This window comes from Kitasatospora sp. NPDC003701 (assembly GCF_053587085.1).
The window spans coordinates 66,411-85,451 of sequence record NZ_JBSFNM010000018.1 but is presented as its reverse complement, the minus strand read 5'-3'; the positions used below and the strand labels follow the sequence as shown (position 1 = coordinate 85,451).

General features: G+C 72.5%; 17 protein-coding genes. 6 read left to right on the top strand and 11 right to left on the bottom strand.

Translation table 11 applies throughout. The features are described from left to right. Positions 1-44: 44 nt before the first annotated feature. Both ACWDRR_RS19290 and uvrA read right to left on the bottom strand, forming a co-directional pair. A complete protein-coding gene (locus ACWDRR_RS19290) occupies positions 45-497 on the bottom strand; it encodes a Rieske (2Fe-2S) protein (RefSeq protein WP_449773390.1) in 453 nt (150 codons plus the stop codon). 138 nt (positions 498-635) lie between these two features. After that, a complete protein-coding gene (uvrA, locus tag ACWDRR_RS19285) occupies positions 636-3,539 on the bottom strand; it encodes an excinuclease ABC subunit UvrA (RefSeq protein WP_449773389.1) in 2,904 nt (967 codons plus the stop codon). Positions 3,540-3,833: 294 nt separating this feature from the next. Between uvrA and ACWDRR_RS19280 the strand changes: the two genes are divergently transcribed. Further along, entirely contained in the window at positions 3,834-4,610 is a 777-nt protein-coding gene (locus ACWDRR_RS19280) for a maleylpyruvate isomerase family mycothiol-dependent enzyme (protein ID WP_449773388.1), read from the top strand. 128 nt (positions 4,611-4,738) lie between these two features. Further along, on the top strand, positions 4,739-5,392 hold the full coding sequence (locus ACWDRR_RS19275) for an MBL fold metallo-hydrolase (RefSeq protein WP_449773387.1): 654 nt from the start codon (positions 4,739-4,741) through the stop codon (positions 5,390-5,392). Between the two features lie 100 nt (positions 5,393-5,492). Here the strand turns inward: ACWDRR_RS19275 and ACWDRR_RS19270 are convergent, their stop codons facing one another. The 4 genes from ACWDRR_RS19270 to zapE all read right to left on the bottom strand — a co-directional run bounded on the left by ACWDRR_RS19270 (position 5,493) and on the right by zapE (position 10,859). Further along, entirely contained in the window at positions 5,493-6,473 is a 981-nt protein-coding gene (locus ACWDRR_RS19270; RefSeq protein WP_449773386.1) for a TerC family protein, read from the bottom strand. Between the two features lie 282 nt (positions 6,474-6,755). Continuing rightward, positions 6,756-7,337, bottom strand: coding sequence for a TerD family protein (locus ACWDRR_RS19265; protein WP_449773385.1), 582 nt, complete (start codon positions 7,335-7,337; stop codon positions 6,756-6,758). A 268-nt stretch (positions 7,338-7,605) separates the two neighbouring features. Next, complete coding sequence (uvrB, locus tag ACWDRR_RS19260) at positions 7,606-9,705, bottom strand: excinuclease ABC subunit UvrB (protein WP_449773384.1); 2,100 nt, start codon at positions 9,703-9,705, stop codon at positions 7,606-7,608. A 41-nt stretch (positions 9,706-9,746) separates the two neighbouring features. Further along, the gene (gene zapE / locus ACWDRR_RS19255) at positions 9,747-10,859 is read right to left on the bottom strand and encodes a cell division protein ZapE (RefSeq protein WP_449773383.1); all 1,113 of its coding nucleotides are present in this window, start codon (positions 10,857-10,859) and stop codon (positions 9,747-9,749) included. Positions 10,860-10,946: 87 nt separating this feature from the next. On the opposite strand from zapE, the gene ACWDRR_RS19250 reads away from it, so the two are divergent. The 4 genes from ACWDRR_RS19250 (at position 10,947) to msrB (ending at position 14,297) form a co-directional block, all read left to right on the top strand. Further along, positions 10,947-11,732, top strand: coding sequence for a pyrimidine reductase family protein (locus tag ACWDRR_RS19250; protein WP_449773382.1), 786 nt, complete (start codon positions 10,947-10,949; stop codon positions 11,730-11,732). A 143-nt stretch (positions 11,733-11,875) separates the two neighbouring features. Continuing rightward, positions 11,876-12,337, top strand: a complete 462-nt coding sequence (locus tag ACWDRR_RS19245) for an indole-3-glycerol phosphate synthase (RefSeq protein ID WP_449773381.1) — start codon at positions 11,876-11,878, stop codon at positions 12,335-12,337. A gap of 116 nt (positions 12,338-12,453) precedes the next feature. Then, positions 12,454-13,890 (top strand): UDP-N-acetylmuramate--L-alanine ligase, encoded by a 1,437-nt coding sequence (gene murC, locus ACWDRR_RS19240; protein ID WP_449773380.1) that lies wholly within the window; start codon positions 12,454-12,456, stop codon positions 13,888-13,890. Then, entirely contained in the window at positions 13,887-14,297 is a 411-nt protein-coding gene (msrB, locus tag ACWDRR_RS19235) for a peptide-methionine (R)-S-oxide reductase MsrB (RefSeq protein WP_449773379.1), read from the top strand. Before murC ends, msrB begins: the two co-directional genes overlap by 4 nt. A gap of 81 nt (positions 14,298-14,378) precedes the next feature. Here msrB and ACWDRR_RS19230 read toward each other — a convergent pair whose 3' ends face one another. The 5 genes from ACWDRR_RS19230 to ACWDRR_RS19210 are packed head-to-tail and all read right to left on the bottom strand — an operon-like array spanning position 14,379 to position 18,999. Then, positions 14,379-15,602 (bottom strand): cytochrome P450, encoded by a 1,224-nt coding sequence (locus tag ACWDRR_RS19230; RefSeq protein WP_449773444.1) that lies wholly within the window; start codon positions 15,600-15,602, stop codon positions 14,379-14,381. Between the two features lie 59 nt (positions 15,603-15,661). Next, positions 15,662-16,300: a GTP-binding protein gene (locus tag ACWDRR_RS19225; RefSeq protein WP_449773378.1), complete on the bottom strand. Its 639-nt coding sequence runs from the start codon at positions 16,298-16,300 to the stop codon at positions 15,662-15,664. Next, a complete protein-coding gene (locus tag ACWDRR_RS19220) occupies positions 16,278-16,631 on the bottom strand; it encodes a DUF742 domain-containing protein (RefSeq protein ID WP_449773377.1) in 354 nt (117 codons plus the stop codon). Before ACWDRR_RS19220 ends, ACWDRR_RS19225 begins: the two co-directional genes overlap by 23 nt. Next, positions 16,628-17,056: a roadblock/LC7 domain-containing protein gene (locus tag ACWDRR_RS19215; RefSeq protein WP_329489993.1), complete on the bottom strand. Its 429-nt coding sequence runs from the start codon at positions 17,054-17,056 to the stop codon at positions 16,628-16,630. The genes ACWDRR_RS19220 and ACWDRR_RS19215 overlap by 4 nt, the downstream gene beginning before the upstream one ends. Beyond that, complete coding sequence (locus ACWDRR_RS19210; protein WP_449773376.1) at positions 17,053-18,999, bottom strand: ATP-binding protein; 1,947 nt, start codon at positions 18,997-18,999, stop codon at positions 17,053-17,055. Before ACWDRR_RS19210 ends, ACWDRR_RS19215 begins: the two co-directional genes overlap by 4 nt. Positions 19,000-19,041 lie beyond the last annotated feature (42 nt).

Here is a 19,041-nt window from a genome sequence, read left to right as displayed (position 1 = left end):
GGTGATCGACCGGGTGGTGATCGACTGGGTGGAGATCAACTGCTTCAGCTCGGCGTCACCTTGAGGTTGCCGCCCTCGACCGTCACGGCGTAGGCGGGGAGCGGGGTGGGGGCCGGCCCGTCCAGCACCGCACCGTCGCCGATGGCGAACATGCTGCCGTGGCAGGGGCACTGGATCTTCTGGTTCTTGACCTGGTCGACGATGCAGCCGGCGTGGGTGCACTTGGCGCTGAACGCCTTGTACTCGCCGGCGGTCGGCTGGGTCACCACGATCTTCTGGTCGCGGTAGACGGTGCCGCCGCCGACCGGCACGGCGGCGGCCGGACCGACGTCCACCGGGGTCTTGGCCCCGGAGGAGGTGGACGAGGACGAGGAGGAGCAGCCGGAGACCGCCAGCGCGCCGCCACCGGCCGCGAGGACGGCCGCGGCTCCGCAGAGCAGGGTGCGGCGGGAGGTGGCGGGGCTCTCGCCCAGCGGGCTCTCGGGGGCCTCGGACATGTGGTTCGCTCCTGGTCTCGCTGCGGGTTCGCCGCGGGCTCGCTGCCGCACGGGTCGGCGCAGAGTCTATGCGCCCCTTACCCGGCCGCCCCGAGAACGGGGCGGCCGGGTCGGTGTCGCGCCGCCTGCCGCGCGGTGCTACTTCTTCTTGGCGACGGCCCGCTTGCGCGGGGCCTTCACCGGCGCCGGGGCGTCGTTGAACTCGCCCGGGAGGATGTCCCGCAGGAACTTGCCGGTGTGGCTCTCGGAGACGGCCGCGATCTGCTCCGGAGTGCCCTCGGCCACCACCATGCCGCCGCCGGAGCCGCCTTCGGGGCCCATGTCGACGATCCAGTCGGCGGTCTTGATCACATCGAGGTTGTGCTCGATGACGATGACCGTGTTGCCCTTCTCCACCAGCCCGGAGAGCACCTTGATCAGCTTGCTGATGTCCTCGAAGTGCAGGCCGGTGGTGGGCTCGTCCAGCACGTAGACCGTCCGCCCGGTGGAGCGCTTCTGCAGCTCGGAGGCGAGCTTGACGCGCTGTGCCTCACCGCCGGAGAGGGTCGGCGCGGACTGGCCGAGCCGGACGTAGCCGAGGCCGACGTCGTTGAGCGTCCGCAGGTGGCGGGCGATCGCCGGGACGGCCTCGAAGAAGTGCAGGGCCTCCTCGATCGGCATGTCCAGGACCTCGGCGATGGACTTGCCCTTGTAGTGGACCTCCAGCGTCTCCCGGTTGTACCGGGCGCCGTGGCAGACCTCGCACGGCACGTAGACGTCCGGCAGGAAGTTCATCTCGATCTTGATCGTGCCGTCGCCGGAGCAGTTCTCGCAGCGGCCGCCCTTGACGTTGAACGAGAACCGGCCGGGCAGGTAGCCGCGGACCTTGGCCTCCTGCGTCTCGGCGAAGAGCCGCCGGACGTGGTCGAACACACCGGTGTAGGTGGCCGGGTTGGAGCGCGGGGTGCGGCCGATCGGCGACTGGTCGACGTGCACGACCTTGTCCACCTGGTCGGTGCCGGTGATCCGGGTGTGCCGGCCCGGCACGCTGCGGGCGCCGTTCAGCTCCCGGGCGAGGTGGGTGTAGAGGATGTCGTTGACCAGCGTCGACTTGCCGGAGCCGGAGACACCGGTGATCGCGGTGAAGGTGCCGAGCGGGAAGCCGACCGTGACGTCCTTGAGGTTGTGCTCGCGGGCGCCGTGCACGGTCAGCTGGCGCTTCTTGTCCCGCTCGCGGCGGGCGGCCGGGATCGGGATGGAGCGCTTGCCGGAGAGGTACTGGCCGGTCAGCGACTCCTTGTTGGCGAGCAGCTGCTTGAGCGAGCCGGAGTGCACCACCTTGCCGCCGTGCTCGCCGGCGCCGGGGCCGATGTCGACCACCCAGTCGGCCATCTTGATGGTGTCCTCGTCGTGCTCGACGACGATCAGGGTGTTGCCGATGTCCCGCAGCCGGACCAGGGTCTCGATCAGCCGGTGGTTGTCGCGCTGGTGCAGGCCGATCGAGGGCTCGTCCAGCACGTAGAGCACGCCGACCAGGCCCGACCCGATCTGGGTGGCGAGCCGGATCCGCTGGGCCTCGCCGCCCGAGAGGGTGCCGGCCGCGCGGTTGAGCGAGAGGTAGTCCAGGCCGACGTCGACCAGGAACCGCAGCCGCTCGTTGACCTCCTTCAGGACGCGCTCGGCGATCTGCTTGTCCCGGGCGTTGAGCTTCATCGCGCCGAGGAAGTCCGAGCAGTCGCTGATCGACATGGCCGAGACGTCCGCGATGGACCGGCCCTCGACGGTGACCGCCAGCACGACCGGCTTGAGCCGGGTGCCCTGGCAGGTCGGGCAGGGCACCTCGCGCATGTAGCCCTCGAAGCGCTCGCGGCTGCTGTCGCTCTCCGCCTCGGTGTGCCGGCGCTGGATGAACGGCACCGCGCCCTCGAAGCCCGTGGTGTACGAGCGGTCCCGGCCGTAGCGGTTGCGGTAGCGCACCTCGACCTGGTGCTTGTGGCCGTACAGCAGCGCCTTCTTGGCGCGGGCCGGCAGCCCGGCCCAGGGGAGGTCCGTCCGGAAGCCCAGCTCGCCGGCGAGCGCGTCGATCAGGCGCTGGAAGTACTCCTTGGTGTGGCCGCCCGACCAGGGGTGGATGGCCCCCTCGTCCAGCGACTTCTCCTCGTCCGGGACGACCAGCTCCGGGTCGACCTCCATCCGGTTGCCCAGACCGGAGCAGTCCGGGCAGGCGCCGAACGGCGAGTTGAAGGAGAACGAGCGCGGCTCCAGCTCCTCGAACGACACGTCGTCGTACGGGCAGTAGAGGTGCTCGGAGTACATCCGCTCGCGCTCCGGGTCGTCCTCCGGGAGGTCGACGAAGTCGAGCACGACCATGCCACCGCCCAGCCGCAGGGCCGTCTCCACCGAGTCGGTCAGGCGACGCTTGGCGCTGCCCTTCACGGTGAGGCGGTCGATGACCACCTCGACGGTGTGCTTCTCCTGCTTCTTGAGCTTCGGCGGCTCGGCGAGCTGGATCGTCTCGCCGTCCACCCGGGCCCGGGCGTAGCCCTTGGACTGGAGGTCGGCGAAGAGGTCGACGAACTCGCCCTTGCGCTCGCGCACCACCGGGCTGAGCACCTGGAACCGGGTGCCCTCGGTGAGCTCCAGCACCTTGTCCACGACGGCCTGCGGGGACTGCTTGGCGATCGGGCGGCCGCAGTGCGGGCAGTGCGGCTTGCCGATCCGCGCGAACAGCAGGCGCAGGTAGTCGTAGACCTCGGTGATGGTGCCCACGGTGGAGCGCGGGTTGCGGTTGGTGGACTTCTGGTCGATCGAGACGGCCGGGGAGAGGCCCTCGATGAAGTCGACGTCGGGCTTGTCCATCTGCCCGAGGAACTGCCGGGCGTAGGAGGACAGCGACTCGACGTAGCGGCGCTGCCCCTCGGCGAAGATCGTGTCGAAGGCCAACGAGGACTTGCCGGACCCGGAGAGGCCCGTGAAGACGATGAGGGAGTCGCGGGGCAGGTCGAGCGAGACGTTCTTGAGATTGTGCTCGCGAGCACCGCGGACGATGAGGCGGTCGGCCACTGCTTCTGGCGCCTTTCTCCGGGGCGAGATGTCTTGCAACGAGAGGGGCTGCTTCGTGCCGCAGCTTCGTGTGCTACTTCCAGGATGCGGCAGCCAGCCTATAGCTCACGCGTTCGATTATCGAGCTTGTCCAGTGGAGTCCACCCGAACGAGTGATGATCTCCACTGAAGTTGACGGCGGCTGTTCGAGAAAAGGCCTGCTCAGCCGCGACATCGGAGATAGCGTCACCCTCGTCAACGAGCGAGAGCCCATGCGGGCAACGCTGCCGACCACTCCGACGGAGGCCGCATCCGATGACCGACCCGCAGAACCCCGCCGCCGCCGCGGCCCTCGCGGACGAGCGGCTGCGCCTGGTCGCCGTCGCCACCGGGCACCTGCTGCACACCGTGACGACGCTCGACGAGAAGTCCGTCGCCGGGCCCTCCGCCCTGCCCGGCTGGACCAGGGGCCACGTCCTCGCCCACCTCGCCCGCAACGCCGACTCGCTGGTCAACCTCCTGAACGGCGCCCGGACGGGCACCGACATCCCCCAGTACAGCAGCGAGGAGGCCCGCGACCAGGGCATCGAGGACGGCGCCGGGCGCCCGCCGGCCGTCCAGCTCGACGACCTGACCGAATCGGACCGGAGCTTCGCCGCGGCCGCCGCGCTGCTGCCCGACGAGGCCTGGACGGCCGAGGTGCGCCACCGGACCGGGTACGTCTTCCCGGCCGTCGACATCCCGTGGAAGCGGCTGATGGAGGTCGAATACCACCACGTCGACCTGGCCGCCGGCTACACCCCCGCGCACTGGCCGGAGGCCTTCGCGGTGGCCGAGTTCCACCGCCTGGCCGCCCGGCTGGCCGGCGCCGAGGGCCTGCCCGCGGTCGAGCTGGTCGCCGACGACTCCGCGGACCGGGCCGTGATCGGCACGGCCGACGGCGGGCCCGGGCTGACCGCCGAGGGCCCGGTGCGGGCGCTCACCGCCTGGCTCTCCGGCCGCTCCGACGGCGACGGCCTGCAGGTCCACCGCGGCGGCGTCCAGCTCACCGACGGCCGCGCCGCGCTGCCCGCGCTCCCGGCGCTGGGCTGAGTCACGCCGGGCGGGCCCCGGCCGGGGCCCGCCCGCGGGAAGATCCACAAGACGCGGCCCGGCCGCGCGACGATGCTGGCAGGAGGGGCGACGCCGACGGCGGCCCCGACACGACGAGGAGCGGACGGATGACGTACCACGGAGCGGTCAAGGTCGGCGGGCCGCCGGACGTGCGCGAGCTGGCCCACTTGATCATCACCAAGGCGGCCGTCGGCCCGTACGACAACAACGCCTACCTGCTGCGCTGCCGGGCCACCGACGAGCAGCTGCTGATCGACGCCGCCGCCGACGCACCGGTGCTGCTGGAGACGGTCGGGGACGGCCTGGGCACCGTGGTGACCACGCACCGCCACCACGACCACTGGGGCGCGCTCGCCGAGGTGGTCGCGGCCACCGGCGCCCGCACCGCCGCCGGGCGGTACGACGCCGAGGGCATCGACGTCCCCACCGGGCTGTTGCTGGAGGACGGCGAGCCGCTGCGGTTCGGGCAGATCGAGCTGACCGTCCGGCACCTGGTCGGCCACACCCCCGGCGCCGTCGTGCTGGTCTACGACGACCCGCAGGGCCACCCGCACGTCTTCACCGGCGACTGCCTCTTCCCGGGCGGGGTGGGCAACACCCGGGGCGACAAGGCGGCCTTCGAGAGCCTCTATCGCGACGTCAACGAGAAGCTCTTCGACGTCCTCCCGGACGAGGCCTGGGTGTACCCCGGCCACGGCAACGACACCACCCTCGGCGCCGAGCGCCCGCACCTCCGGGAGTGGCGCGAGCGCGGCTGGTAGCCCGGTACGACGACGGCGGGCCCGCGACCACTGCTCGGTCGCGGGCCCGCCGTCGTCGGGGCCCCGGCCCGGGCGGCCCGGGGTCCGGGCCGCCCGGGGCTCAGGCGTCGATCTTCTCCGGGGACTCCCCGGCCCGCTCCTGCTTCTTCGCGGCGATCAGGCTGGTCACCGTGGTGACGGCCAGCACCACCACGATGAAGCCCAGCGAGAACGGGATGCCGATCTCGGGGACGTGCACACCCTGCTCGTGCAGCGCGTGCAGCACCAGCTTCACGCCGATGAAGCCCAGGATCACCGACAGGCCGTACGAGAGGTGGACCAGCTTCTTCAGCAGTCCGCCGATCAGGAAGTACAGCTGGCGCAGACCCATCAGGGCGAAGGCGTTGGCGGTGAAGACGATGTACGGGTCCTGGGTGAGGCCGAAGATCGCGGGGATCGAGTCCAGGGCGAACAGGACGTCCGTGGTGCCGATCGCCAGCATGACGATCAGCATCGGCGTCATCAGCCGACGGCCGTTCTCCCGGATGAAGAGCTTGGTGCCGTGGTACTTGTCGGTCGACGGGAAGCGCTGCTCGATCGACTTGAGCAGGCGGTTCTCCTCGAACTCCTCGTCCTCCTCGTCGGCCCGGGCCTCCTTGATCAGCTTCCAGGCCGTCCAGACCAGGAAGCCGCCGAAGATGAAGAACACCCAGGAGAACTGCGCCACCAGGGCCGCGCCGCCGGCGATGAAGACCGCGCGCAGCACCAGCGCGATGATCACACCGAACATCAGCACGCGCTGCTGGTAGATCTTCGGCACCGCGAACTTGCCCATGATCAGAATGAACACGAACAGGTTGTCGACGCTGAGCGACTTCTCGGTGATGTACCCGGCGAAGAACTCACCGGCCGGCTTCGAGCCGGAGTGCCACCAGAGGAACCCGCCGAAGAGGGCGGCCAGCACGATCCAGACCGTGGTCCAGATACCGGCTTCCTTGACCGACACCTCGTGCGGCTTGCGGCCGCCGATGAAGAAGTCGGCCACGATCAGGGCCAACAGCACACCGATCGTGCCGATCCACATGCTTACGGAAACGTCCACTACTGCTCCTCCGGCAGGTAGGCGAGACAGTCATCGTCACTGCCGGAGGTCTCTTCCGCCCGCCGGGCGCACTGCGACGCGCCCGCGGACCAGCGCCCCGGGACGCCGCTTCGGGGGCGCCCGTGATGACGGGACAACTGCGAGGGAATACTCCCCTCCGCTCCCACGAGGCTAACAGAAGAACCAAGAGAAGGTAAAGAAGGTAAAGAACGACCCCGCGCGACCGCCGCCCGGGGGCCGCCGCCCGCGACCGGAACGGCGCCGCCCGCCCGCGGCCGCGGCCTAGAGGAAGGGCTCGATGGCCGGCAGCAGGTCCTGGAAGGTCCGGCCCCGGGCCGGTGCGCCGATCGCCAGCATCCCCCAGCCGCCGGACGGCTCGCGGAACACCTTCGCCATGATCTGCCCGGTGTGCGGGCCCCCGCCGGCCAGCTCGTACCGGGCCAGCTCCAGCCCGGTCGAGTCGTCCACCAGCCGGCAGTACGCGTTCTGCACCTCGGCGAAGGTCTGCCCGGTGTACGAGCTGACCGTGAACACCACCTGGGTGATGTGCGCCGGCACATGGGCCAGGTCGACCAGGATCGACTCGTCGTCCTCGCCCGCCCCGGTGCCGCCGACCAGGTTGTCCCCGGTGTGCCGGACCGAGCCGTCGTCGCTCTCCAGGTGCTGGAAGAAGACCACGTCGGACGGGGTCTGCTCGGCGTACAGCAGCGCCGAGGCGTCCAGGTCGATCTGCCGCGTCCGGCTGCCGAAGAGGCCCCGCTTCGGCGCCGCCTTCCAGCCCAGCCCCATCCGGACGACCGTCAGCGACTCGCCCGAACCCTTCTGCAGGCTGACCTGCTGCCCCTTGGCAAGGTTCACCGACACGGCATTGTCCTCTCTGCCCAGCCACGCGGTCGGTCTCCGCGCCGGCTTCACGGTGGAACACCCCCTTGCCGTCCCCCGGCTGAGGCCCCCTGGTGCGACCGCCCGACCCGGGCGGCACCGCAGGCCAGCCTAGGGCCTGCGGTCGGGCGCACCGGTCAGCGTCTACCCGTTTGTGGCAAGGCTGAGACACCGCCGGGCTTGACCGGTGCCAGAACCGGCCAAGCCCGGCACGGGCCGTGCGGGTGCCACCGGACCGGCCGGCCCGCCGCTACGCCATCCCCGCCTCGCGCATCTGCCGGAGCTCCTTCTTCAGCTCCTTGACCTCGTCCCGCAGCCGGGCCGCGACCTCGAACTGGAGGTCCGTCGCGGCCGCGTGCATCCGGTCCGTCATCGACTGGATCAGCTCGGCGAGCTCGGCGGCCGGCAGGCTCTTGGCCGGCTTGCGGTCCGCGCCCAGCGCCGGCACCGGGGCCTTGCCCTTGCCCTTGCCCGGTGAACCCCGGTACCCGGAGGAGAGCAGCTCGTCGGTGTCCACCTCCTCGCGGGCGAGGGTGTCCAGGATGTCGCCGATCTTCTTGCGGAGCGGCTGCGGGTCGATCCCGTGCTTCTTGTTGTAGGCCTGCTGCACGACCCGGCGGCGGTTGGTCTCCTCGATCGCCTTCTCCATCGAGGGGGTGATCCGGTCCGCGTACATGTGGACCTGGCCGGAGACGTTGCGGGCGGCCCGGCCGATGGTCTGGATCAGCGAGGTGCCGGAGCGCAGGAAGCCCTCCTTGTCCGCGTCCAGGATCGCCACCAGGGAGACCTCGGGCAGGTCCAGGCCCTCGCGGAGCAGGTTGATGCCGACCAGCACGTCGTACCGGCCGGCCCGCAGCTCGCGCAGCAGCTCGACCCGGCGCAGCGTGTCGACGTCGCTGTGCAGGTACCGGACCCGGATGTCCAGGCCGAGCATGTAGTCGGTGAGGTCCTCGGCCATCTTCTTGGTGAGGGTGGTGACCAGGACGCGCTCGTCCCGCTCCACCCGGGTGCGGACCTCGTGCACCAGGTCGTCGATCTGGCCCTCGGTCGGCTTGACGATCACCTCCGGGTCGATCAGGCCGGTCGGGCGGATGATCTGCTCGACCTGGCCGTCGCCGCGGGACAGCTCGTACGGGCCGGGGGTGGCCGAGAGGTAGACGGTCTGGTCGATCCGCTCCAGGAACTCCTCCCACTTCAGCGGGCGGTTGTCCATCGCGGAGGGCAGCCGGAAGCCGTGCTCGACCAGGGTGCGCTTGCGGGAGGCGTCGCCCTCGTACATCGCGCCGATCTGCGGGACGGTGACGTGCGACTCGTCGATGACCAGGAGGAAGTCCTCCGGGAAGTAGTCGAGCAGGGTGTTCGGCGGGGAGCCGGGCTCGCGGCCGTCGAAGTGCATCGAGTAGTTCTCCACGCCCGAGCAGGTGCCGATCTGGCGGAGCATCTCGATGTCGTAGGTGGTGCGCATCCGCAGCCGCTGGGCCTCCAGCAGCTTCCCCTGCTTCTCCAGCCGGGCGAGCGTCTCCTCCAGCTCCTTCTCGATGCCGTTGACCGCCCGCTCCATCCGCTCCGGGCCGGCCACGTAGTGCGAGGCGGGGAAGACGTGGACGGAGTCGTCCTGGCTGATGATCTCGCCGGTCAGCGGGTGCAGGGTGTACAGCGCCTCGATCTCGTCGCCGAACATCTCGATCCGCAGGGCGAGCTCCTCGTAGACCGGGAAGATCTCGATGGTGTCGCCGCGCACCCGGAAGGTGCCGCGGGTGAAGGCGAGGTCGTTGCGGGTGTACTGGATGTCGACGAAGCGGCGCAGCAGCACGTCGCGGTCGATCTCCTCGCCCACCCGGAGCCGGACCATCCGGTCGACGTACTCCTGCGGGGTGCCGAGGCCGTAGATGCAGGAGACCGACGCGACCACGATCACGTCCCGGCGGGTGAGCAGCGAGTTGGTCGCGGAGTGGCGCAGCCGCTCGACCTCCTCGTTGATCGAGGAGTCCTTCTCGATGTAGGTGTCCGTCTGCGGGACGTACGCCTCGGGCTGGTAGTAGTCGTAGTACGAGACGAAGTACTCGACCGCGTTGTTCGGCAGCAGCTCGCGGAACTCGTTGGCCAGCTGGGCGGCCAGGGTCTTGTTCGGCGCCATCACCAGGGTGGGGCGCTGCAGCTTCTCGATCATCCAGGCCGTGGTGGCCGACTTGCCGGTGCCGGTGGCGCCGAGCAGGACGACGTCCTTCTCCCCGCCGCGGATGCGGCGCTCCAGCTCGGCGATGGCGGCGGGCTGGTCGCCGTTGGGCTGGAAGGGGCTGACGACCTCGAAGGGCGCCACTGACCGCTCAATACTCGTGATGGGTCGCACGTGTCCACCGTACGACCCACCACTGACAACGCGAGCCGCTTTCAGCTCTCCCGGCCGGTGTCCCGGTTGGCCTCGCGGGCGCTGTCCCGGGCCAGCGCGACCAGGCGGGAGACCGCCCGGAGGTACTTCTTGCGGTAGCCGCCGCGCAGCATCTCCTCGGGGAAGACCTGGTCGAAGGGGATCCCGGAGGCGGTGATCGGCAGCTCGCGGTCGTACATCCGGTCGGCGAGGACGACCAGGCGCAGCGCGGTGGACTGGTCGTCGACCTGTCGCACACCGCGCAGGCAGACCGCCTGAACGTCGTCCAGCAGCGCGCCGTAGCGGCTCGGGTGGACGGCGGAGAGGTGGTCGAGCAGCGCGGGGAAGTCGTCCAGCGAGGCGCCCGGGGTGCGGTCGGCGACGGCGGCCACGGTCGCGTCGTCGTACGGCGGCGGGGCGTCCGGCAGGCCGCGGTGGCGGTAGTCCTGGCCGTCGATCCGCATCGGGCGGAAGTGCGCGGAGAGGCCCTGGATCTCGCGCAGGAAGTCGGCGGCGGCGAACCGGCCCTCGCCGAGCTTCTCCGGCAGGGTGTTGGAGGTGGCGCAGAGCTTGACGCCGTTGTCGACCAGGCGGCCGAGCAGGGTGGAGACCAGCACGGTGTCGCCCGGGTCGTCCAGCTCGAACTCGTCGATGCAGAGCAGGCGGTGCCCGGAGAGGGTCCGGACGGCCTGCTGGAAGCCGAGCGCGCCGACCAGGTTGGTCAGCTCGACGAAGGTGCCGAACGCCTTGGGGCCGGGAGCGGCGTGCCAGAGCGAGGCCAGCAGGTGGGTCTTGCCGACGCCGTAGCCGCCGTCCAGGTAGACCCCGGCGGGGCCGGTGGGCGCGGGGGCGCCGCGGCGGAACCAGCTCCGCTTCGGGGCGGCGTCACCGCCGTTGAGGGTGCCCGCGAACTGCTCCAGGACCTGGACCGCCTCGTACTGGCTGGGCTGGTTCGGGTCCGGGAGGTACGTCCCGAAGCTGACGACGGAGAAGCGCGGTGGCGGGACCATCTCGGCGACCAGGCGCTCGGCGGGGACGACGGGGCGCCGGTCGGTGAGCGCGATGGGAGCGGAGGCCGCGTCTGCGGTCGCTATCGGCTCGGTCGGCGCGTCGGGGAGGGGGGCGGCTGCGGGCACGGTACTAGAGGGTACGCCTGCCGCCGCGCCGGGCGGGCGGAGGGCCGCCGGTGGATTGTCGCCCGGCGGACGACGAGACTGGACGGCATGCAACAGTTGATCAGCCCGCTGTCCCGACCGCTCGCCGATCCGGCGTCGCTGGAGTCGCTGGCCGCCGTCTACGCGTACCCCGACCAGGTGAATCACGGCCGGCCCTGGCTGCGGGCCAACATGGTGGCCGGGCTGGACGGCGGGGCGAAGCTGGCGGGCCTGTCCGAGGGGCTGTCCGGGGACGCCGACAAGCGGATCTTCGGGGTGCTGCGGGCGCTGTCGGACGTGGTGCTGGTGGGGGCCGAGACGGTCCGCGCCGAGGGGTACCGGCCGGGCCGGGCCCGGGCCGACTTCGCCGGGGCGCGCCGGGCGGCCGGGCAGGCCCCGGCGCCGGTGATCGCGATCGTCAGCCGCTCGCTGGGGCTGGACCTGGCGGCGCCGCTGTTCACCGAGCCGCTGGTGCGGACGGTGGTGATCACCACCGAGGACGCACCGGCGCGGAGCCGCCGCGCGGTGGCCGAGGTGGCCGACGTGGTGGTGGCCGGGAAGGGCTCGGTGGACCTGCCGGCGGCGGTCGCGGCGCTGGCCGAACGGGGCTGGACGAGGTTGCTGAGCGAGGGCGGCCCGCGGCTGCTGGGGCAGCTGGCCGCCGCGGACCTGCTGGACGAGCTGTGCCTGTCGGTGGCGCCGCTGATCACCGGCGGCGACGCGCCGCGCATCATCCACGATGCGGAAATGCCTGACGTGCAGCAGATGCGACTGGTCTCATTGATCGAGCAGAAAGGATTCCTCTTCACCCGCTACCTGCGTCTTCACCCGCACGCCGCGCCACCGGCCCCGTGACCGCCGGGCAGTGATCCCGCTCTCCTCCGGGACCGCCGCCCGCGTGGCCCGCGGGCCCGACGGGCAGCGTGCGGAAAGCTTCCCGCCGGGCAGTATGGGATGCGATGCCGGGGCCCGGGGGCCGGTCACTGGAAGGGACTCACGTGTTCAAGACGGTACTGATGATCGAAAAGGCGCTCTCCGACGCCGATGTGGAGCTGGTCACCACGCTCCACAGCGACGAGAAGGTGTCCTTCGTCGTCCTGATGCAACCGCGCGGCAAGCAGGACGAGCTGCTGCGGGCGCTGGACGACGTCGCCCTCGGCCACCTCGACAAGGTGGTGCGCGAGCACGACGAGTCCGAGAGCGGGCCGACGGTGGCCAGCGAATCGCTCGAGCACAGCCTGCGCCACCTGCGCCGGGCCGGTGCCGAGGCGGTCGGCGAGCTGGTCGAGGACAAGCCGCTGGAGCGGCTGCGCGCGGTGGTCGAGGAGCACCGCGCCGACGAGGTCGTGGTGCTCACCTCGCCGCACTTCGTGGAGGAGTTCTTCCACCGGGACTGGGCCTCCCAGGCCCGGCACAAGGTGGGCGTCCCGGTCCTGCGACTGTTCGCCAGCGACTCCTGAACGGACCCGCCGGTGGTGCAGAATCGTCCTTGCGGCCCGTCCGCGAGGACGATTCGCCCGCTGTCCGCTGTACCCGCTGTGCCCCTTGTCTGCCCCCGCCCGTACGGAGCCTTGCCTTGAACGACGCCGCGCACGACCTGCACGCCCCGCACTTCATCGGTATCGGCGGCGCCGGGATGTCCGGCCTGGCGAAGATCCTCGCGGTGCGCGGCGCCAGCGTCTCCGGCAGCGACTCCAAGGAGTCCGAGACCGTCCTGGCGCTGCGCGCGCTCGGCGCCAGCGTGCACATCGGCCACGCCGCCGAGCACGTGCCGGACGGCGTCAGCAGCGTGGTCGTCTCCAGCGCCATCCGCGCGGACAACCCGGAGCTGGCCGCCGCCCGCGAGCGGGGCGTCCCGGTGGTCCACCGCTCCGACGCGCTGGCCGCGCTGATGGGCGGGCGCCGGGCGCTGGCCGTGGCCGGCACCCACGGCAAGACCACCACCACCAGCATGCTCGCCGTCGCCCTCGGCGAGCTGGGCCTCGACCCCTCGTACGCGATCGGCGGCGACCTCGACGCGCCCGGCTCCAACGCCCACCACGGCACCGGCGAGATCTTCGTCGCCGAGGCGGACGAGAGCGACCGCAGCTTCCACAAGTACGCGCCCGAGGTGGCGATCGTGCTCAACGTCGAGCTCGACCACCATGCGAACTACGCCTCGATCGAAGAGATCTACGAGTCCTTCGAGACCTTCGTCGGCCGGATCACCCCCGGCGGCACCCTGGTGGTCTCCGCCGACCACGACGGCGCCCGCGAGCTGACCGCCCGGGTCGCCGCCCGCGAGGGCCTGAACGTCGTCACCGTCGGCGCCGCCGAGGACGCCGACGTCCGCGTCCTGTCGGTGGTCGCGCACGGCATGACCAGCGAGGTCACCGTGCGGCTGGACGGCGCCGAGCTGGCCTTCACCGTCTCGGTGCCCGGCCGGCACTACGCCCACAACGCGGTCGCCGCGCTGGCCGCCGGTGTCGCGCTGGGCGTGCCGGCCGCCGACCTCGCCAAGGCGATCGGCGCCTACACCGGCGTGCGGCGCCGGCTCCAGCTGAAGGGCGAGGCGGCCGGCGTCCAGGTGGTCGACTCCTACGCCCACCACCCGACCGAGATGACCGCCGACCTGGAGGCGATCCGGGAGGGCCTGGACGGCGCCGGACGGGTGCTCGTGGTCTTCCAGCCGCACCTGTTCAGCCGCACCCAGCAGCTCGCCGAGGAGATGGGCCGGGCGCTAGCCCTCGCCGACGCCTCGGTGGTGCTCGACATCTACCCGGCCCGCGAGGACCCGATCCCCGGCGTCACCAGCGAGCTGATCATCGACGCGGCGAAGCGCGCCGGCGCCGACGTCACCGCCGAGCACGCCTTCGACGCCGCCCCCGCCCTGCTGGCCGGCCTGGCCCGGCCCGGCGACCTGCTGCTCACCATGGGCGCCGGCGACGTCACCAACCTCGGGCCGGAAATCCTTGAGCACCTCGCGAGCGTTTCCACCGACGTCCGAGACCTGCCGACCGGGAGTCTGCGATGAGCTACGAGATCGAGAAGAGCGACGCCGAGTGGCGTGCCGAGCTGAGCCCCGAGGAGTACCACGTGCTCCGCGAGGCCGGCACCGAGCGCCCGTTCACCGGTGAGTACACCGACACCAAGACGGTCGGCGTCTACGGCTGCCGCGCCTGCGGGGCGGAGCTGTTCAGCTCGGAGACCAAGTTCGACAGCCACTGCGGCTGGCCGTCCTACTACGCCCCGCTCGCCCAGGACCGGGTGCAGTACATCGAGGACACCACGCTCGGCATGCGCCGGGTGGAGGTCCGCTGCGCCCGCTGCGGCGGGCACCTGGGCCACGTCTTCGAGGGCGAGGGCTACGGCACGCCGACGGACCAGCGGTACTGCATCAACAGCATCTCGCTGACGCTGCGCCCGGCCGACGAGAGCTGACGGCACCGCCCGCGGGCCCGGGAGTCGCTTCGGCTCCCGGGCCCGCGGGCTGTCCGGCGCCCGGGCCCGCGGCCTGGCCGGCTACCCGCCGACCGGGTGGAAGTGGACCGGGAGGTGGACCAGGGCGCGGTGGAAGGGGCCCGGGCGCCAGCGGAGGTCCTCGGCCGGGGTGCTCAGTTCGAGGTCGCTCAGCCGGCTGGTGAGCTGCTCGATCGCGGTGATCGCGATCAGCAGCGCGGGGTCGCGGGCCGGGCAGGCGTGCGGGCCGGCCGCCCAGGCCAGGTGGGCGGACTCGCCGCTGCGCAGTTCGGCGCCGTCGGTGGCCGGCGCGGCCTGCGAGTTGGCCGCCCCGTAGGAGACCAGCACCAGCGAGCCGGCGGGGATCTCCCGGCCGTGGAAGGTGATGTCGTAGCGCGGGTAGTGGGCGGAGAGGTTGGCCAGCGGCGGCTCGTGCCAGAGCACCTCGTCGATCGCCTGGTAGGCCGTCATGGCGCCGCCGAACAGCGAGCCCGCGTACCGGGCGTCGGTGAGCAGCCGCAGCAGCGCGTTGCCGATCAGATTGGTGGTCGGCTGGTGCCCGGCGATCATGGTGAGGGTGATCTGCCGGACCACCTCGTCGTTGTCCAGCCCGGCCGGGTGGGTGAGGAACCACGAGGTGAGGTCGTGCCGGGGGCGCTCGCGCCGCTCGGCGACCATGCCGGTGACCACGGAGACGAGGTCCCCGTAGGCGGCGACGGCCTTCTCGGTGGACTCCATCATGCCGGCGATGCCGGCCACCAGCCGGGCGCTGTGCTCCTCGGGCACGCCGAACCAGGTGTTGAACACGAACACCGGCAGCTGCTGGGCGTACTGGGCGATCAGATCGGCCGAACCGGTGGCCACGAAGGCGTCGATCAGCCGGTGCGCGACCTCGGCGACCCGGCGCTGGAGCAGGTGCGGTTCGAGCAGGGCCAGGCCGTCGGTGATCACCTGGCGGTAGCGGGCGTGCACCTCGCCGTCGCTGAAGAAGGCGGTGGGGCGGTAGCCGAGCACCGGCAGGAGCGGGGAGGTCGGCGAGACCGTCCGCTGCCAGGCGCGGGAGTCCTTGGAGAAGGTGTCGGTGTCGCGCAGCAGGTCCAGCGCGGCCTGGTAGTCGGTGACCAGCAGGGCCTCCACGCCGGGGGCGATCTCCACCGGGGCGACGGCGCCGTAGCGGCGCAGCCGCTCGTAGACGAGCTGCGGGTCGGCGGCGAAGGCGGGGCCGTGGATCGGGACCGGACGGGCGCCGGCCGCGGTGCCGGCCGTGCCGGCGCCCTCGTCGGTCACGGGTGCGCCCTCGTCGGTCACGGGTGCGTCGGTGCTGGTCACGGGTGCGTCGGTGCTGGTCACGGCTGCTCCGGGGCGGCGTCGGGTGCGGCGGGCAGACCGTGCAGGACGTGCTCGGTCAGCGCGATCAGTGCGTCGAGGCTGGAGCCGCGCTCACGGGCGTCGCAGAGCACCAGCGGGGTGGCGGAGTGCAGGTCCAGATGGGCCCGGAGCACCTCGATCGGGTGCGCGGGCGCGCCGGGGAAGCAGTTGACGGCGACCGCGTAGGGCAGGCCCTGCTCCTCGACCATGTCCATGATCTCGAAGGAGTCGGCGAGCCTGCGGGTGTCGGCCAGCACCAGGGCGCCGAGCGCGCCGCGGGCGATGTCCTGCCAGAGCGGGAAGAACCGGCGCTGGCCGGGGGTGCCGAACATGTAGAGCACCACCTGACCGGGCAGCGTGAGGCGGCCGAAGTCGACCGCGACCGTGGTGGTGGTCTTGCCCGGCAGGCCCTGCGCGTCGTCGACGGGCGCGCCGGTCTCGGTCATCGCCTCCTCGGTGTGCAGCGTGGGGATCTCCGACAGGGTGCGGATCAACGTGGTCTTGCCGACGCCGAACGGACCGGCGACCACCAGCTTCATCAGCGTCTGGTCCCGGTCGGGCAGGTAGCCCACCCGGTCGGTCCGGCCGGTCGGGCTACCGGAGCGTGCGGAGTCCAACGAGGAGCCTCTCGACGATGGAGCGGTCGGTCTGCTGTGCGCGGGGGATCGGGGCACGGGCCCGTAAGCAGCCCGTCTCGACCAGGTCGGCCGCGAGGAAGACGGTGGCGCTGACCGGCAGGCACAGGTGGGCGGCGGCCTCCACCACGGTCAGCGCGCCGGGGCGCAGCAACTCCCAGAGCCGCCGGTGCTCGTCCTCCAGCTCCTGCGGCGGTTCCGTGCCGGCCGCGTACAGGACGGTGAGCCGGTCGAAGCCCGCCGCACCGGACCTGGTCCGGCCGCCGGTGGCCAGGTAGGCGGGGACCATCCGCCTGCGGGGTACGGCGGTCATGACCGGGCGGTGGTGTCCTGCTGCCGGGCCGGGCTCGCCAGTGCGCGGCCCAGAGCGGCGACCTGCACCTGCATCTGGTAGGCCACGTTGCCGAGTTGGGCCTCCGGGGTGGTGAACACCGCCAGCGAGGTGTTCTCACCGGCCGGGACGACGATGGCGAAGCCCAGCTCCGACTCCACCACGGTCTGGGCCAGCCGGGGCTGCTCGACGTCGGTGAAGGCGGTGGTGAACGCGCGGGCGGCGGCGTGCACGGTGGCGGTCATCGCGGCGACCCGCTCCGCCGAGGCCCGGCCGAGGCCGGCCGAGGCGCCCTCGACGAGGCCGTCACCGGTCGCGATCACCGCGTGCAGGACGCCCGGCAGCTCCAGCAGCGGGGTCAGCACCCACGAGATCTCATCGGTGGCGGTAGGGCTGGGCGTGCTCACTGCTCGGCTCCTTCGGAGGTCTGGGCGGGGCGGTGGCCGGTCTGGCCCGGGCGGTCGGCGGAGCCGGTGTGGTCGGCGGCCTCCGCTCCGTCGGCCTCGGCGCTGGTGGTGCTCGTGGTGGCGTCGGCGCCGGTGCTCGTGGTGGCACCGGTAGTGCTCGTGCGGTCGGGGACTGCGTCGGCGGCCCCGTCGGCCGCGGCGGCCGTCGCGGCCGCCTGCGCGACCGCGGCCCGGCCGGAGCCGGTGCCCTGCTGCAGTGCCTCCCAACAGGCGGCGGCCCGCTCGGGCGTCCGGGCGGGCCGGCCGGTGGGCGCGGGCTCCACGCCGCCGCCCGGGGCCTGCGCCGACGTTCCGTCCGCCGGCCCGGTGGCCCGCGCGGCCGCCTCACCGGACGCCCGGGCCGCCGGCGCCTGCGGGGCGAGCGGCTGGCGCCGGCGCCGGCTGGGCAGACCGCTGTCGTCGAAGGACACGTCCCGCACCGGTGGCACGACGTGCATGGCCGGCACGGTGTGCCGGGTCGGCAGGTCGTGCCCGTCCGGCACATCGTGCCGCTCCGGCACGTCCTGCCCGTTCGGATCGTCCGATCCTTCGCGCGGGGCCGGCACCGCCTGGACGGTGGGCGCGGGAGCCGGACCGGCCCCGGCCCGCAGCGGCAGCGGGGTGAGCACGGAGAGCGGCTGCTCCTCGTCCACGACCGTCAGCAGGGCGGCCGGGATCCGCACGATGGTCCGCATGCCGCCGTACGGCGAGGGCTCGATGTGGCAGGAGAACCCGTACTGCCGGGCGAGCTTGCCGACCACCGCGAAGCCGGTCTTGGGCGGGTTACCCAGCTCGGTGAGCAGCACCTGCGCCGGACCGGCCAGCAGCCGGCGGGCCCGGCCCAGCTGGTCCTCCTCCATGCCGATGCCGCTGTCGTCGATGATCACCAGCGCACCGCGACCACCCTGCTGGACGGTGACCGGGACGTCGGTCTCCGGGTGCGAGTACGAGGTGGCGTTGGCGAGCAGCTCGGCGACCGCGATGGCGAGCGGCTCGGCGGCCCGGGCCACCACGGCCAACCGGCCCTCGCGCAGGTGGTTGGCCACCTTGATCCGGGCGTAGCCGGGCACCCGGGAGAGCGCGCCGACCACCACCTCGGCCAGCGGCGAGTCGGTCCGGGCCAGCCCGGGCCAGGCCTCGCAGAGCACCGCGATGGTCTGGATCCGGCGCAGCGCGACCTCGTTGCGGAAGTCGACCTCCAGCAGCCGCGGATCGTCGTTGTCGTGCTGGAGCTGCTGGACCAGGCTCTGGATCTGGTAGAGCAGGGTCTGGATCTTGGAGGTGGCACCGCGCATGGCGGACCGGGCGGCGGCGTCGACCCGCTCGCGCTCGTCGGTGACGGCGGCGGCCGAGGCGTCCAGCACGGCCTGCAGGGCCTGCACCGCCTCCGGCCCCACGGCCCGCGCGTCCAGCGGCCCGGTGACGGGCGCGTTGGGGTGGCTCAGCCGCAGCGCGGCGGCCGCCACCCGCTCCCCGGCCAGGTGGCCGACCTCGGCCAGCAGGGCGGCCGCCCGCTCCTCGGCGGCCGCGAGCCTGCGCCCGGACTCGGCGGTGCGCTCCTCGGCCGCGCGGGCGTGCAGCTCCGCCTCGGCCGCGCGGTGCTCCGCGGCGGCGGTGTGCTGTTCCGCCTCGCGGACCCGGCCCTCGGCGGCGAGCGCCCTGGTCTCGACCCGCCGGGCCTCCTCGTCCGCCCGGCGGGCGGCCGTCTGGGCCTCGCGCAGTTGCTGCTCGCCCCGGGCCAGCCGGCCCTCGGCGGCGCGGGTGCGCTCCTCGCCGTGGGCGGTGGCCGCCTCGGCGGCGGTGGCCCGGGCGAGGGCCCGGGCCCGGCCGCGGGCCAGGACAGCGGCCGCCGCGAGTGCGGCGACCGCGGTCACCGCGAGGGCGAGCAGCGCGATCTGGGTCATCGAAGTCCTCGGAAGTCCTCGCTCGAAGGGGTACGGAGGTGG

What these genes read in the sequence shown, in the direction of transcription:
- msrB (WP_449773379.1), top strand. Translation starts at nt 13,887, where the DNA reads ATGAGCTACGAGATCGAGAAGAGCGACGCCGAGTGGCGTGCCGAGCTG.
- ACWDRR_RS19275 (WP_449773387.1), top strand. Translation starts at nt 4,739, where the DNA reads ATGACGTACCACGGAGCGGTCAAGGTCGGCGGGCCGCCGGACGTGCGC.
- ACWDRR_RS19250 (WP_449773382.1), top strand. Translation starts at nt 10,947, where the DNA reads ATGCAACAGTTGATCAGCCCGCTGTCCCGACCGCTCGCCGATCCGGCG.
- ACWDRR_RS19290 (WP_449773390.1), bottom strand. Translation starts at nt 497, where the DNA reads ATGTCCGAGGCCCCCGAGAGCCCGCTGGGCGAGAGCCCCGCCACCTCC.
- ACWDRR_RS19220 (WP_449773377.1), bottom strand. Translation starts at nt 16,631, where the DNA reads ATGACCGCCGTACCCCGCAGGCGGATGGTCCCCGCCTACCTGGCCACC.
- ACWDRR_RS19280 (WP_449773388.1), top strand. Translation starts at nt 3,834, where the DNA reads ATGACCGACCCGCAGAACCCCGCCGCCGCCGCGGCCCTCGCGGACGAG.
- ACWDRR_RS19210 (WP_449773376.1), bottom strand. Translation starts at nt 18,999, where the DNA reads ATGACCCAGATCGCGCTGCTCGCCCTCGCGGTGACCGCGGTCGCCGCA.